The organism is Micromonospora sp. A200 (genome assembly GCF_029893845.1).
Taxonomy (GTDB): Bacteria; Actinomycetota; Actinomycetes; order Mycobacteriales; family Micromonosporaceae; genus Micromonospora; species Micromonospora purpureochromogenes.
The window spans coordinates 17,464-31,592 of record NZ_JARXXY010000017.1; the positions used below are offsets into that span (position 1 = coordinate 17,464).

Annotated in this window: 13 protein-coding genes and 1 pseudogene; 5 read left to right on the forward strand and 9 right to left on the reverse strand. The window is 71.2% G+C overall.

The features are described from left to right. Positions 1 to 37 precede the first annotated feature (37 nt). Genes M2302_RS17800 through M2302_RS17820 form a run of 5 tightly spaced genes read right to left on the reverse strand, consistent with a single transcriptional unit; the run spans position 38 to position 4,935 of the window. Positions 38 to 667 (reverse strand): prephenate dehydratase, encoded by a 630-nt coding sequence (locus M2302_RS17800; protein ID WP_280838995.1) that lies wholly within the window; start codon positions 665 to 667, stop codon positions 38 to 40. A gap of 4 nt (positions 668 to 671) precedes the next feature. Beyond that, a complete protein-coding gene (locus M2302_RS17805) occupies positions 672 to 2,093 on the reverse strand; it encodes an AMP-binding protein (RefSeq protein ID WP_280838996.1) in 1,422 nt (473 codons plus the stop codon). A gap of 60 nt (positions 2,094 to 2,153) precedes the next feature. After that, positions 2,154 to 2,864, reverse strand: coding sequence for an SDR family oxidoreductase (locus tag M2302_RS17810; protein ID WP_280838997.1), 711 nt, complete (start codon positions 2,862 to 2,864; stop codon positions 2,154 to 2,156). Between the two features lie 20 nt (positions 2,865 to 2,884). Next, complete coding sequence (locus M2302_RS17815; RefSeq protein ID WP_280838998.1) at positions 2,885 to 3,475, reverse strand: aminodeoxychorismate/anthranilate synthase component II; 591 nt, start codon at positions 3,473 to 3,475, stop codon at positions 2,885 to 2,887. Beyond that, a complete protein-coding gene (locus tag M2302_RS17820; RefSeq protein WP_280838999.1) occupies positions 3,472 to 4,935 on the reverse strand; it encodes an anthranilate synthase component I family protein in 1,464 nt (487 codons plus the stop codon). The genes M2302_RS17815 and M2302_RS17820 overlap by 4 nt, the downstream gene beginning before the upstream one ends. Positions 4,936 to 5,346: 411 nt before the next feature. On the opposite strand from M2302_RS17820, the gene M2302_RS17825 reads away from it, so the two are divergent. Further along, on the forward strand, positions 5,347 to 6,699 hold the full coding sequence (locus M2302_RS17825; RefSeq protein ID WP_280839000.1) for a PLP-dependent aminotransferase family protein: 1,353 nt from the start codon (positions 5,347 to 5,349) through the stop codon (positions 6,697 to 6,699). Positions 6,700 to 6,914: 215 nt separating this feature from the next. Here the strand turns inward: M2302_RS17825 and M2302_RS33145 are convergent. The 3 genes and pseudogenes from M2302_RS33145 to M2302_RS17845 all read right to left on the reverse strand — a co-directional run bounded on the left by M2302_RS33145 (position 6,915) and on the right by M2302_RS17845 (position 9,004). Further along, positions 6,915 to 7,758, reverse strand: a pseudogene (locus M2302_RS33145) (alpha/beta hydrolase). A gap of 112 nt (positions 7,759 to 7,870) precedes the next feature. Further along, positions 7,871 to 8,410: a hypothetical protein gene (locus M2302_RS17840; RefSeq protein ID WP_280839002.1), complete on the reverse strand. Its 540-nt coding sequence runs from the start codon at positions 8,408 to 8,410 to the stop codon at positions 7,871 to 7,873. 69 nt (positions 8,411 to 8,479) lie between these two features. Beyond that, positions 8,480 to 9,004: a hypothetical protein gene (locus M2302_RS17845; RefSeq protein ID WP_280839003.1), complete on the reverse strand. Its 525-nt coding sequence runs from the start codon at positions 9,002 to 9,004 to the stop codon at positions 8,480 to 8,482. A gap of 224 nt (positions 9,005 to 9,228) precedes the next feature. Between M2302_RS17845 and M2302_RS17850 the strand changes: the two genes are divergently transcribed. Together M2302_RS17850 and M2302_RS17855 are read left to right on the forward strand one after the other, a co-directional pair. Continuing rightward, complete coding sequence (locus M2302_RS17850; protein WP_280839004.1) at positions 9,229 to 10,728, forward strand: GGDEF domain-containing protein; 1,500 nt, start codon at positions 9,229 to 9,231, stop codon at positions 10,726 to 10,728. Between the two features lie 86 nt (positions 10,729 to 10,814). Beyond that, complete coding sequence (locus M2302_RS17855; RefSeq protein WP_280839005.1) at positions 10,815 to 12,359, forward strand: hypothetical protein; 1,545 nt, start codon at positions 10,815 to 10,817, stop codon at positions 12,357 to 12,359. Between the two features lie 85 nt (positions 12,360 to 12,444). Here M2302_RS17855 and M2302_RS17860 read toward each other — a convergent pair whose 3' ends face one another. Then, on the reverse strand, positions 12,445 to 12,873 hold the full coding sequence (locus M2302_RS17860; RefSeq protein WP_280839006.1) for a GNAT family N-acetyltransferase: 429 nt from the start codon (positions 12,871 to 12,873) through the stop codon (positions 12,445 to 12,447). Between the two features lie 133 nt (positions 12,874 to 13,006). Between M2302_RS17860 and M2302_RS17865 the strand changes: the two genes are divergently transcribed. Together M2302_RS17865 and M2302_RS17870 are read left to right on the forward strand one after the other, a co-directional pair. Next, positions 13,007 to 13,438 (forward strand): hypothetical protein, encoded by a 432-nt coding sequence (locus M2302_RS17865; RefSeq protein WP_280839007.1) that lies wholly within the window; start codon positions 13,007 to 13,009, stop codon positions 13,436 to 13,438. 234 nt (positions 13,439 to 13,672) lie between these two features. Further along, positions 13,673 to 14,128: a MarR family transcriptional regulator gene (locus M2302_RS17870; protein ID WP_280839008.1), complete on the forward strand. Its 456-nt coding sequence runs from the start codon at positions 13,673 to 13,675 to the stop codon at positions 14,126 to 14,128. Position 14,129: the final 1 nt, after the last annotated feature.

Consider the following 14,129-nt stretch of genomic DNA (forward strand, 5'->3'; position numbering starts at 1 on the left):
TCTCTCGGGGTTGGTGCGGGACGAGCCGACGGTGGGATCAGCGGTGGCCGAAGAGGGTCCACACGATCTCGGCGCCCGGGCGGCTGGCCAGCCAGCGCAGCGCGTGCCGGCGTACCCCGGGGGCGTTGGTCACCGCCAGGTCGGCTCCGCCGGCGGCGAGGATCTCGGCGGCGTGCTGGGTGGAGTCGGCGTCGACCCAGCGGACCGGACGGTCCCGCAACGGCGCGGGCGCGAGGTCGGCGAAGATCCGCCGGACCTCCCAGAGGGCGGCCACGCTGACCTCGCCGACGGGCCCGTCCGGCTCGGGGTCCGCCCGGGCCGCGATGCCGTACTCCGGGGTGGCCTGCGCGAAGTACGCCTCCAGCCGCAGGTCCCGGTGCCAGTGGAAGCGGGTGAGCCCCTGGTACGCGCTCGGCACCAGGGCCTGGTCCACCCGCTGCTCCACCAGCGCGGCGAGCACCGCGTCGAAGGTGTCGGACAGTGCGATCCGCAGTCCGTGCCGCTCGGCGAGAAACGTGGCGGCGAGGTGGCTGGACGTACCGGGCGGGCCGAGGGTGCCCAGCACCGTGCCGGGCCGTCTCGCCCACCGGTCCACCAGCCGCCGCCACCGCTGCCCGTACGCCTCGGTGAGCGGTCCCGGCAGCGGGGCGGCAGGGGGCTCGGCCACGGTGTCAGGTCGTGTAGCCACGGTTGCCCGCCATCCGCTGCGCGACCCGGGTCTCGTGGTCGGCGTCGACCCGCCGGTCCACGATCCGGGCGGCCTTCCAGCTCACGAACGCGCCGGTGCTCACGATCGGATCCAGCCCGTCGCTCAGCTCCACCTCGACCGGTATGCCGAGCGTCGCGGCGGCCCGCTCGCGGACCCCGGCGGCCACCCCGGCCGGGTCGTCGACCAGGTCCTTGAGCAGCTCCAGGCGTACGGTCAACCGGTCGCCGCCGGACGGCTCGTGGTCGATCACCACCTGGTAGCCGGCCGAGCCGGTGACCCCGTCGAGCGCGGCGGTCTCGATCTGCCCGGCGGTGAAGCGCCGGCCGCCCAGCTCGATCCGGTCGAGGGTGCGGCCGACGATCCGCACCAGGTCGCCGGCCATCTCGCAGTCGCAGTCGGGCTCTTCCACGATCACCGCGTCGCCGGTCCGGTAGCGGATCAGTGGCTTCACCCCGTCGATCAGCATGGTGACGGTGAGCTCGCCGCTGCCGCGCGGGCCGTGCGACTCGCCCGTCTCGGGGTCGACCACCTCGATGAGGTAGTTGGTCTGGGAGAGGTGCATCCGCTTGTTACGGCAGGCGGTGGCGATGACGAACGCCTCCTGCGAGCCGTACAGGATGTTGTAGACGTCGGCGCCCCAGACGGTCTCCAGGTTGCGGGCCAGCGCCGGGGTGCACATTTCCCCGGTGACGAAGAGCAGCTTGACGGCGAAGTCCTCGCGCAACCGGTAGCCGTGGTGCTCGGCCGCCTTGGCCAGCATCAGCGCGACACCCGGGGTGCAGCAGATGACCTCCAGTTCGAGGTCCTTCATGAGCTGCAACGCCTTGGCGAACCCGATCACCGGGGAGTACGGCCAGATCTTCGCGTTCATCGAGCCGACGTTGCGGGCGACGTCACCGAGGGTGTCCCCGAACGAGTGCACCTCGGTCGGCCCCATCAGCCCGATCCGGGGGGCGTGGTCGCCGAAGTGGTGCCGGAAGATCGACGCCCAGGACTCGGTGACGTGGGCGTTGCTGGCCACCACCTCGCGCCCGTCCCGGGGGCACGGGGTGGCGCGGCCGGTGGTGCCGGTCGTCTCGTAGAAGAAGACCGCGTCGGCCAGCGGCCGGCTCAACACGTCGAGCATCTCCTCGCGCAGGTGCGTCTTCGTGGTGAACGGCAACCGGTCCAGGGTCTGCGGGGTGACCGCGGACAGGTCGACGCCGGCCAGGTGGCGGGCGTAGAACGGCGAGTTCCCGGACACCTGGTCGAGCACCACCCGCAACTGCCGTTCCCGCCAGGCGTCGAGGTCGGCGGCGGCGAGGGTGCGGGCGTAGAAGGCGCGGTGCAGGGTCAGGTAGTCGGCGGCGAAGTCGGCCGCCGGTCCGGTGGTCGGAAGCCACATGGTCAGGGTCCTCTCCAGGGGTGGCCGCCGCGGTGCGGTCGCGGCGGGCCGTGGCGCAGGTCAGTGCAGGCCGCCGTTGACGTCCAGCACGGTGGCGGTGACGTAGCTGCTGTCCGGGCCGGCCAGCCAGGCGACGGCCGCGGCGATCTCGACCGGCTCGCCGAACCGGCCCAGCGGGATCCGGGCCCGGTAGTCGTCGCGCCGGCCGGCCGGGATCCGGGCGGCCATCGGGGTGTCGACCAGCCCGGGTGCGACCGCGTTGACCCGGATGCCATGCCCGGACAGCGCCCGGCCGAGGCTGCGGGTGAGCGCGATGACCGCGCCCTTCGAGGCGCCGTACGCGGCGTCCGGGCTGCCGGACTGCCCGCTGATCGAGGCGACGTTGACCACGCTGCCGGGCCGGCCGGCGGCGACCAGGGCGCGGGCGTACGCCTGGGTGCAGAAGAACGCGGCGCCCAGGTTGACGTCGAGCACCTGCGCGTACGTGGTCGGGTCGTAGTCGAGGAAGTTCCGGGCGTGGTAGATGCCGGCGTTGTTCACCAGCACGTCGGGCAGCCCGTACCGCTCGTGGATCCGCCCGAAGAGCTGCTCCACCTGGCCCGGCACGGCCACGTCGGCGACCAGCGCGGCGTGGGCCGAGGGGTCGGCGGACTGTTCGACGTCGACGCTGAGCACCCGGTGCCCGGCGCCGGCGAGGGCGGCCGTGACGGCACGGCCGATCCCGCCCGCGCCACCGGTCACCACGGCGAGCGGGGCTGAGTGGTCAGGCATGCCGATCCCCCGTGTGCCGGTCAACCGGCGACGGGCAGCGCCGTCGGGGCGCCGCGCAGGAAGTTGTCGAACAGGCGCAGCCCGTCCTCGGTCATCACGCTCTCCGGGTGGAACTGGACCCCCTCCACGGCGAGGGAGCGGTGCCGGACGCCCATCACGTACCCGTCGTCGGACGCCCGGGCCGTGACCTCCAGCGCGGGCGGCACCGGTTCGTCGACGATGAGCGAGTGGTAGCGGGTGACGGTCAGCGGGGCGACCGCCCCGGAGAAGACCCCTCGGCCGTCGTGCTCGACCAGGCTGGTCTTGCCGTGCATCAGGTGCCGGGCGACCGCGATCGTCCCGCCGTAGGCCAGCCCGATCGCCTGGTGGCCGAGGCAGACGCCGAGCAACGGAACCCGGCCGGCGAAGGCATGCACCAGCTCGACGTGCCCGGACTCGGCGGGGTGCCCCGGGCCGGGGCCGAGCACCACCGCGTCCGGCCGCAGCGTGGCGAGTTCCTCGTCCGTCCGGGACCGGGAGCGGACCACCACGGTACGGGCGCCGAGGGTGCGCAGGTACTGGTCGATGATGTGGGTGAAGCTGTCGTACGCGTCGACGAGCAGGACCTTCACGGCAGCAGCTCCTCACCGGTCAGGGCCCAGTAGGTGGCGCTCATCTTGGCCAGCGTCTCCCGCCACTCGGCTGCGGGCGTCGAGTCGGCGACCACCCCGGCGGAGGCCTGGGTGCGGTATCGGCGACCATCGTGGACGGCGGTGCGGATGCAGAGCGCGAGCACCGCGAAGCCGCGCACGTCGACCAGGCCGAGCGACCCCGCGTAGATGCCCCGGGGCTCGTCCTCCAGGCCGTCGATGATCTCCATCGCCCGCAGCTTCGGGGCCCCGGTCATGGTGCCGGCCGGAAAGGCGGCGCAGATGGCCGCCCACACGTCGGCGTCGTCGGCGAGTCGACCGGAGACGGTGGAGACCAGGTGGTGCACGTACGCGAACGGTTCGACGTCGAGCATCGCGTCGACCGAGAGCGTCCCCGGCTCGCAGACCCGGCCGATGTCGTTGCGGCACAGGTCGACGAGCATGACGTGCTCGGCCCGTTCCTTCTCGCTGGCCAGCAGCTCCGCCACCCGCCGGCGGTCGGTCTCCGGATCGGCCGCCCGGGCCGCGGTGCCGGCGATCGGACGCATCGACACCCGCCCGTGGTCGATCCGGAGGAACAGCTCCGGGCTCGCCCCGATGACGGTACGGCCCGCCCACGGCACCAGATACATGTACGGCGAGGGGTTGCGGTGGCGCAGCCGCCGGTAGACCTGGAGCGGGGTGAGGTCGGTCTCGACGTCGATCCGGTGGCCGATCTGGATCTGGTAGCTGTCACCGACCTCGATGTGTCGCAGGCACTGCTTCACCCGGGCCGCGAAGGTCTCCTCGTCGAGGTTGTCCCGCACGAGGGTCGGCGGCGGGGCGACCGGCACGTCCCGGTGGTCCTCGGGGAGCCCGGCCACCAGGTCGGCCACCGCGAGCGCGGGCTCGGTCGGCAGGTGCGGGCCGCCGGCGGAGAGCTGCTGGACGGTGCCGGAGCGCAGGTCCCACCAGGCGGTGTGCCGGAAGAGTGCGAGCGTGCAGCGGGGGACGTCGTCGACCGCCCGGTCGACGGAGAGCTCGTCCATGTCCCGCGCGGCCTCGTACGCCAGGGTGGTGAGGAAGCCGAAGGCGAAGCTGTCGGCGGACACGGTGGTCTCGACGGCGAACGACCGCTGCACCGCCCGCAGCGCGGCCCACACCTGCGCGGGCCCCGGCACCGCCCAGCCGTGGGTGTCGCCCTGGCGCCGGACGGGCTCGCCCAGGACGGCCGTGACCACGACGGCGAGGGCGTCGCCGAGCGGACCGGCGGCGGTCAGTTCGAACCGGTCGGCGATGACCCGCAACTCGGCGAGACGTCCCCAGCCCACCGCTGCGGCATGCCGGTCCCGGGCCGGGCCGTCCAGGCTCTCGAAGAGGTAGATGTCGTCCGCGGCGCGGTTTTCGGCGAGCGCCGTGTAGAGCGACAACGGATTGATCGATGGCAGTGTGACAGATGTCACGCTAATCGGAATAGTGCCCGCCAGGGGCGGGTGCCGATCCGCCAGGGAATGGGAATACCCGGGACGTGCGGCTACCTCGGTTGACAATGAGGACACTGTGGAACCCCCTCTGAACAGCCCGACTCCCGTGCCGCCATCGGCAACGGTCCCGCCGCCCGAAGCAGCAGGTCGGACCTCCCCCCGTCCGAAAGGACTCGCACACCCACCCGTACGCCGACGCGACAGGGCATCCGGAGGCGTCCGCATTGGACGACCTCGGAACATGCGCCCCGATTCGCCGGCCGTCGGGTTGTTGCGCGTCCGGGAAACACTTTCGCCAAGTGCAGGTCGCCTTGTCCATACCACTTCAAGGACTGCGGAGAGGACCACTTGGTGTTGCATCTAAATTTGTCAATAGATGGCGATTCCCGCGTGACATTGGCGGTGCAGCTCCGGGACGCGTTACGCCGGCAGATCGAGGAGGGGGCGCTGCTCCCCGGCACCCGCGTCCCGTCGAGCCGGCAGCTCGCCGCCGACCTCGGCGTGTCCCGGAGTGTGGTGGTCGAGGCGTACGAGCAGCTCGGCGCCGAGGGCTACCTGCTCTCCCAGCGGGGCTCCGGCACCTCCGTCGCGGCGACGGCCCGCACCGAGGTCGGCTCGGCGCTCACCCCGGAGGACCCGGCCCCCGCGAGGGCCCTCCGGGACCTGCGCACCGGCGGCTCCGACGTGTCCGCCTTCCCGCGCCAGGAGTGGATCCGCTGCGTCAGCTCTGTGGTCAGCGCCGCCGGCCAGCGGGAGCTGGGCTACGCGCCGCCGTCCGGGCTGCCGGTGGCCCGGCACACGCTCGCCGGCTACCTGGGTCGCGTACGCGGAGTCCGGACCCGACCCGAACACCTCATGATCACCTCGGGGTTCGCCCAGGGGCTCGCGCTGCTCTGCCGGGTGCTGCGGGACCGGGGCCACGACACGCTGGGCGTGGAGGACCCGGGGCACCCGGGCGAGTGGAAGTTCATCGCGGACGCCGGCCTACGCCCGGTGGGTATCCCCGTCGACCGACGCGGCATCCGGGTCGACGCCCTGGCCCGCAGCGGCGTCCGGGCGGTGCTCACCACCCCGACCAGCCAGTTCCCGACCGGGGTCGCACTCGACCCGGAACGCCGGGCGGAACTGGTCGACTGGGCCCGCTCGGTGGACGGGTACATCGTCGAGGACGACTTCGACGCGGCGTTCGCCGGGCCGTCGCAGCGCATGCCGGCCCTCCAGAGCCTCGCCCCCGACCGGGTGATCTACGCGGGCAGCGCCAGCAAGGTGCTCGCCCCGGCACTGCGGCTCGGCTGGCTCGCCACGCCCACCGAGCTGACCGCGCCGATCGAGCGACTCCGGGCCGGCTGGGACCTCGGCTGCTCCGGTCTCGAACAGCTCGCGTTCGCCCGGCTGGTCGACACCGGCGCCTTCGACCGGCACCTGCGCCGGCTGCGCGCCGAGTTCCAGAAGCGCCGCCAGACGGTACGCCAGCACATCAGCCGCCATCTGCCCGGCGTCACGCTGCTCGGCGGGGACAGCGGACTGCAGGCGTACCTGGTGCTGCCCCGGCGGTGCGCCGAGGAAGAGATGGTGCAGGCCGCCCGGCGGCGGTCGGTGCTGGTCCGGGGCGGCCGGTTCTACGCCCTGCGAGACGACGACCGTCCACCGGCACTGGTCGTCGGCTACGCCGGGGTACGCGGGGCCGAACTCGGCCGGGGCCTGGCCGGGATCGCCGCGGCGTACCGCGACGTGATCGGGTGAACCCACCAACGATGTTTCCGGGGCCGAGGCGGCCCCGCCGTTTCCGGTCCGGGCGGTCGACCTGCGAAGCGGCGCGAAAGGCGCCCCAGGCGCTGTGGCAGGTGATCGACATGACCCTGCAGATCCGCCGGGACCTCGCGCCCGCGTCGGTGAACTGATCCCATCGGTGCTTGGGCCGGCACGTGGCACGCGGGCCGGCCGGGCACGTCATCTGATCACCGAGCGTCTCCCAGGAACCTCTCGACCGCCTGCGCGAAGGCGGCCGGGTCGTCGACCCAGGGAAAGTGCCCCGCCCTCGGCTGCATCAGGACGTCGGCGTGGGCGAACAGGCGGGCCAGCTCCCGCACCGCGGTGGCCGTCGGCCAGATGTCGTACTCGCCCGCCACCAGCAGGGTCGGCGCCGGCAGGGTGGCCAGCCGGGCGGGCAGCGCCGGGTCCGGGATGAAGCCGGCGTAGAAGCCTTCGGTGGCGGGCGCGGAGAACTGGGCCGGCTCGGCGGACGCCTGCGCCCGGGCCGCCGCGTCCCACCGGCCGTACAGCAGGGGGGCGGCGAGCCAGCGGTAGCGCTGCTGCTCCTCTTCGGTACTGGCGTCGGCGTGCAGCGCGGCCACCGCCTCGGCGTACCAGGGTTCGTGCGCCCGCTTGGCGAGGACGTCGGCCACGGCAAGGTCCGACTGGATGTCCACCACCCGCAGTGACGGGGCCACCAGGACGAGGTGGTCCAGCCGCTGTGGGTGCCGGTCCGCGTAGAGCAGGCAGATGCCGCCTCGCGGAGTGCCCGAGCAGGTCCATCCGGTCGAGTGCCAGGTGGCGGCGCAGCTCCTCGACGTCGTCCACCAGCCGGTCGACGCGGTAGCTCGCCGGATCGGCCGGGACCTCCGACGCGCCCGTCCCCCGGTTGTCGAGCAGGATCAACGTCCTGGTCGCGCTCAAGCCCCCCAGCTCGGCCAGGTATTCGACCGCCTGGCCGGGCCCGCCGGGGACGCAGACCAGCGGTGGACCGGAACCGACGCGCCGGTAGGCCAGTTCCGTGCCGTCCGAGGATCGAAAGCGCTGCATGGCGCCCCATCCTGCCACCGACGGCTCGACGGTTTCCCGCCGTGGGCATCGGCGCCACCGGCCCCAGACGGTCCTGGCAGGCGGGTGCGCACGGCCGTCGCCGGACCGCAGGTCAGTCCGGGCTCGGTTCGAGATAACCGGTCAGGTACGTCAGGGACGCGGTGATGTCCTCGCCGGTGCCGTGCGGTCGGCGCAACTCGCCGACGTAGCCGGCGATGTCGGCGAGCTTCCACCACAGTGGGTAGAGGTCGAGAACAGCTGGCCTGACGGTCCGGCCGGTGGCCTGCGCGTAGCGCGCGAGGATTTCCTCGTCGTCGCCGACCGGGTCCTCGCCGACCATCCGGGCGAGGGCGCCCGTGAGCATCCACAGATCCCGTTCGGCCGGGGCGATCCGCACGGTGTCCCGGCGCAGGGCCAGCGCGCTGCCGTACGACCGACCGAGCCGGTCGAACGTCTCGTCCCGCCCGGCGGCGTCGAACCCGAGGTCGTCGACCTTGACGAACCACGCTGTCCCGCGCCGGTCGACCGTCGACCAGTGGTAGCTGCCCGCGCCCACCGGGAGGTACCCGGCCGAGTCGACCTCGATGCCCCAGCCTCCGGTCAGGGCGGCGATCAACTCCGCTTCGGTCAGGCCGGCCGGTCGGTCTCTCATGCACCGCGATTCTGCCCCGGCCCCCACACCGTGCAGGTCGAATTCCCGGGGGTCCATCCCGGGCCCGGCCTAACGGCTCGGAGTCGCCTTCACGCCCGATCTTCCCCCGTCACCCGGGCCGGTCACCACGGCGCCCACGATCCCGACCACCGTGGCGAGCAGGATCGCCCCGACGGCGATCGCCACGGCCGCGAGCATCCCCCGTGGTCCCCGTCCGGTGGGACCGAGCGGGTGACGGGTACGGACAGCCGGCGCCCCTCGCCGCGCACCGCCTGCTCCGGCCGGGGTCGGCCCGGCCTCCGGCGCCCGCGTCCACTTCGGCGCCGAAGCGGGCGGGTGCACGACCGGCGTCGGCTCGTCGTACGGCTCGGGAGCGGGCGACGGCGCCGGCTCCTCGGAGTACCGGTCGGGAACCTCGACGAACCGGCGGACCAGCGAGGCAGCGCGGAGGTCGTGCTCGGCGGCGCAGTGCAGGCAGACGTAGTCGGTCGTCGACCGGCCACAGCGCGGACACAGGCCGGCGGGGTTCAGGGCGTCGTCCCGGTCGGGCAGCGCGTCCCACCCGGGGCGGCTGTCATCGGTGGAACCCGTCACCTCGTCCTCACCGTACGGGGCCGGGAGCGGCCGGCGCATCGACGGCGATCCGCTCGCACCGTCCGTCCCGCGCACCGTATCCCGCCGGATGCGGGGCCGCCATCCGTCAATCCCGCTGGTCGGGACGGTGGAGGTGGACGGTTCATTCGGCGAAGGGTGGACTCGCGTCGGTGTGGCGATACCGGTGTTTGGCGGCCGTCGATCACCGCCTTACCGTGTTGGCCGTGAGCGTGTTCGACGGGGTCGACTGGGAAGCCCGCCCGATCGGCCGGTATCGCGGCCTGCACTCGGTGCCGGGCGGTCTCGGCCTGAGCCTCGCCTACCTGACGCTCTGCCTGACCGGCATCGCGGTCTATCCGTACCTGTCCGACGCGCAGCGGATGGTCGACTACCTCGTCCTGTCGTTCGCGACGGTCCCCGCCGTCGTGGTCGGGCTGAACCGGACACCCACCGACAGCCGCAAGCCCATCTGGTTCCTGCTCGCCGCGCTGGTCAGCTTCAACGCCGGCAACGTGGCCTGGTACTGGTACGTCTTCGCGATGGGGTTGCCGAGCGGCGACGGCACGATCGCCGCGATCTTCGCGGCGCTGGCCCAGGTCTTTATGTTCTCCGGGGCGATCACGATCGTCGCGCGGCGCGGTCGTGACGACGTCGGCGGGTTGATCGACAGCACCATCGTGGCGATGGCGGTCGGCGGTGTGATCTGGAGTTTCCTGCTGCTGCCGCAGCTGCGGGAGGTCGCCGCCGCGCAGGTGTCGCAGATCGCGACGTGCGTGACGGTCTTCATGCTGACCGGCATCTTCGGTTGCCTGACCCGGCTGCTGCTCACGGCCAGGGAGTTCATTTCGGCGCTGTGGTTCCTGGTCGCGGCGATGGGCTTCTCGCTGGCCGGGGTGATCACCGTCGCGCTGGTGGTCGTACCGGGATCCGGTTCCCGGCCCGCGTACACGGACATGATCTACCTCGCCGGCTACACGGCGGTCGGGTTGTGCGGGCTCGCCCGATCGGTGGTACGCCTGCTCCAGCCCGGTCCGGCGCCGAAGGACGACCTGAGCAAGGGGCGGCTGGTCTTCCTCGGGCTCGCGCTGTGCGCCATGCCCGCCGTGGGCGGGGCCAGTGAGCTGTCCGGCCGGGACGTCGACACGGCCCTGCTGGCCGTCAGTACGGCCGCGGTGACCCCGCTGGTCATGCTCCGGATCTGGGGCGTGTGGTCGGAGCGGATGCGGGTCCTCCGGTACCAGGCGAGCTTCGACCCCGTCACCAACCTGCCGAACCGTCACGAGTTCGCCAACCGGTTGGACGCCGCGCTCGCGGGCGGTCGCCCGGTGGTCGTGCTCTTCTGCGATCTGGACGGGTTCAAGGCCGTGAACGACCGGTACGGCCACACCGGTGGCGATCAACTACTGATCCAGGTGGCCGAGCGGCTGGGCCGTTGCCTGCGCCCGGGCGACACGGTGAGCCGATTCGGCGGCGACGAGTTCGTCGTCCTCTGCGTCGACATGGAGCGCTACGACGCGACGGAGCTGTGCCTGCGCATCGAGACGGCCTTCCGCGAGCCGTTCACGGTCGACGGTGAACCGGTCGTGATCGGAGCGAGCATCGGCATGGTCTGCAACGACCGCACCGAGAACGGTGAGCAGTTGATCCAGCGGGCGGACGCCGCGATGTACACGGCCAAGCAGGAGCGCCGACAGGTCCCCGGCGTACGGACCAGCGTGGCCTGACCCGGGCCGGCTCCGGGTGGGTGGTGCTGGTTTACCGAATGTCATCGGCACTGGCCTTTCTGCGGCAGTGGTGACGGCAGGAATTGGTGGTTGTTGACGCTCGAGGTGCCCGGTATCCGCTCCGCAATAACGTAGGGACAACACTTCTCCGCGGCATCCACTATGCTCCGACGGGTCGCGCCCGGCGGCGGCGGGGAATTGACCCGCGCGATTCATGGCCGGCGTCGACCAATCAGACAACCGGAAGTCACCGCGTAACCTCGGAACGTTCGGAGGCCTCAACGATGGCCCGCCCAAGGACGCGACGATCCGTCGCGATCATCGCGCTCGCGCTCTCACTCGCCGGCGTCGTCTCGGTACCGGCACCCGCCTCGGCCGCGTTCAGCCAACCCCTTTCTATATCACCGGCGGGGTACGACTCCTACGATCAGCAACAGGCCTACGACCGGCAGGGCGACGCGCTCTTCGTCTGGGTGCGGGAATCCCACAACTATCCGCACCCGCGGTTCGTCGAGTTCAAATCCCGCAGCTACAACGGCCGGTGGGGCACCACGACCCCCCTGTCCCCGGCCGGCCAGGCCCCGCACAGCCCGCAGGTCGCGGTCGATGACGACGGCGACGGCGACGCGATCGTGGCGTGGCGCGCGTACAACGGCGTCGACAACAGCATCTATGCGCGGAGAATTTCCAAGAGTGGCATTCTCGGACCGGTCATCACGGTCTCGGCGGGCGGGATGCAGGCCCACGGCACCCACGTGGCGATCGACTCGGACGGCGACGCCGTGGTGACCTGGGCCGAGCGGCACGACACCGGCGCTGTCTTCCCGATGATGCGCCGGTACAGCAGCAGCGGGACGCTGTCGCCCGCTGTCGTGCTGGCGTCGACTCCGGCGGCTGCGGAACCGCCGGCGGTGGCGTACGACCGCGAAGGCGACGCCGTCCTCGCCTGGGCCAACGACAACGTCGTGCAGGCCCGCACCCTCGGCGCTGATGGGACCATCAGTGAGCTCAAGACCGTGTCCGCGCCCCTCTCGCCGATCGACCGTCACTTCACCGCCAAGGTGACGGTGGACCGGGACGGCGACGCACTCGTAACCTGGCGCCACCGGAGCGACCAGGGCCAGAGCACGTCGGTCTGGGGTCGCTGGGTGGCCCGCGACGGAACCGTCGGCAACGTCCGTCAGCTCACCCCCGCACTGCACACGGACGTGGTGAACCACTCGGTCGCCGGCGACCTCGACGGCGACATGCTGCTGACCTGGGACCTGTTCTCCACCGGGCACCTGTATGCCGTCGCCATCAGTCCGGCGCAAACGGTGGGGCAGCCGGTGCTGCTGTCGACCTTCGGCCGCCTGCACTCGGTCCGCCTCGACGACGACGGTGACGGCATCGTGGTCTGGCAGGGGAAGGGCCTCAACAACTCGGTCGGCAGCGTGGAGGCACGTCGCGTGACCCGGTCGGGCACCTTCGGCACCACAGAGGTGATCGTGGCGATCGGTGTCGATCCGACAGTCGCGGTGACCCATGAGGGACGGGCGGCGGTCGCCTGGGAACGGCGGTTCCAGGTCGATCTGCAGATCCAGGTGAGCGTCGACCCCTACTTCGTCACCACTCAGGGAATCCGTTCCTAAACCGTCTTCTGGGCTGTCGATGGAAGGGGGTCCGGCCGGACGGCCGGACCCCCAATCGCTGTCCCTGGTCGGGAGAGACGTGTGGCTACCCGAGCGGCTGTCTCGACGTATCGCCCATGGGCTTGGTACACAGCACGTCGGGCATGGGCAGATACCCGAGTGTCTGCCAGAACCTGAGCGCCGCCGTGCTGTCCGGCATGACGAGAAGGTTCACCCGCGGACATCCCAACGCGGTGAACCGTGCTTCGAGCTCACCGACCAACATGGTGGCGATGCCCTGCCGGCGGTGGGCCGGGTCCACGGCCAGGCGCAGGACCCAGCCGCGGCGCCCGTCGTAGGTACCCAGGACCACGCCCGCAACGGCACCGTTCAGCTCGGCGACCAGGAACAGCTGCGGGTCTCGGGTGAGCTTGGCCGTCAGTTCGTCACGAGGCAGCACGTCCCGCCCCGTCGCGGCCCACAGCGCGGCGACATCGTCGTAGTCGCGCCAACAGAACTCACGGACGTAAATCAACGTACGACTCCTTGTCACTTCGCCCCCGGCCGATGGAGTCGCCGGCGACGACTCGCGGACGGAAGGCGCGGCGTCGTGGTCAACCGACTCCCACCGATGGAAGTTGACGGAACTTACGCCGTAGGGTGCGCAGGTGGGATACAACGTGGAGCCTTCAGGCCGTCTGAACCTCTCGGAGTCGGACGAGGTCGCTGCCGTCGCCGCTGTGAAGGCCGCGATGGCGGTACGCGATGGTTGGTTCGACCCGAATGTGTTTCCGTCAGGCGACACGCTGGCCGACATAGTGTGGGCGGCGGCAGCCTCGATCACTCGTGACGGGGACTGGATCGAGTTTGGTCACGACGACGAGGGAGACCCCAAGTGGTCGGATCAGGCTACGGCCTTCTACGTCGCGATTGCGCCGTTCGTTCGCTCGGGAATCGTCCATATTGAGGGCGAAGACGGTTCCCGCTGGTCCTACACCTACGGTAACGGGCAGATCACCCAACAGGGTTGGAACGGTTGGGATGGATCCATCGAGCCGTTTGGCGAGCATGTGGATCCCGCTGCCCTGAACCATCCGTAGGCGCCAGCGGCGGCGCCGAACCTGTGGCGCTGTTCCTGGTCGCACTGACTTTGATCGGGCCGCCATCCACGCTGGGTGCGACGCCGCATCTGGGTCGGAAGGGTGACGGAGGTCTGCCGGCGCCCACAAGAGGGGGCTCATCAACAAGTCCGGCTTGACCTCAGGCTTGACCTCAAGCTGCCTTGAACTTTTACCGTGGCGAGGTCTATGGAACTGGTCAAAGGAGCTATGAGCGTGGTTTTGAAGGAGTACTCCCAAGACAAGCTCGCCTCCCAGCCCATCGGCTACTGGAGCGGGGAGGCATACCGCAGAGTGGTCGGACGCATTCGGGCGGAGCTCGCTGTGGAAGACCTCGCTCAGCCGCACTGGTGGACGCTCAACCATGTCGCTGGCTCCCCCGGCACCTGGAGCCGCACCGACCTCGCCGAACGGCTCGCTCCGTTCGATGACCTCGGTATCGATTTCGACGAGGTGTTCAACGACCTGATCGCTCGTGGCTGGATGAAGGAGAACGCGGGAACCTTGACGCTCACCGAAACGGGCGAGGCGGGGCGGCTCCGCGCCAAGGCACGAAACGCACGGGCTCACGAGCAGATGCACGAAGGCATCGAAACCGTCGAGTACGTCGCGGCTCTCAACGTCCTGCGCCGCATGATCGCCAACCTGGGTGGTAACGGCGACCTTCCCTAGC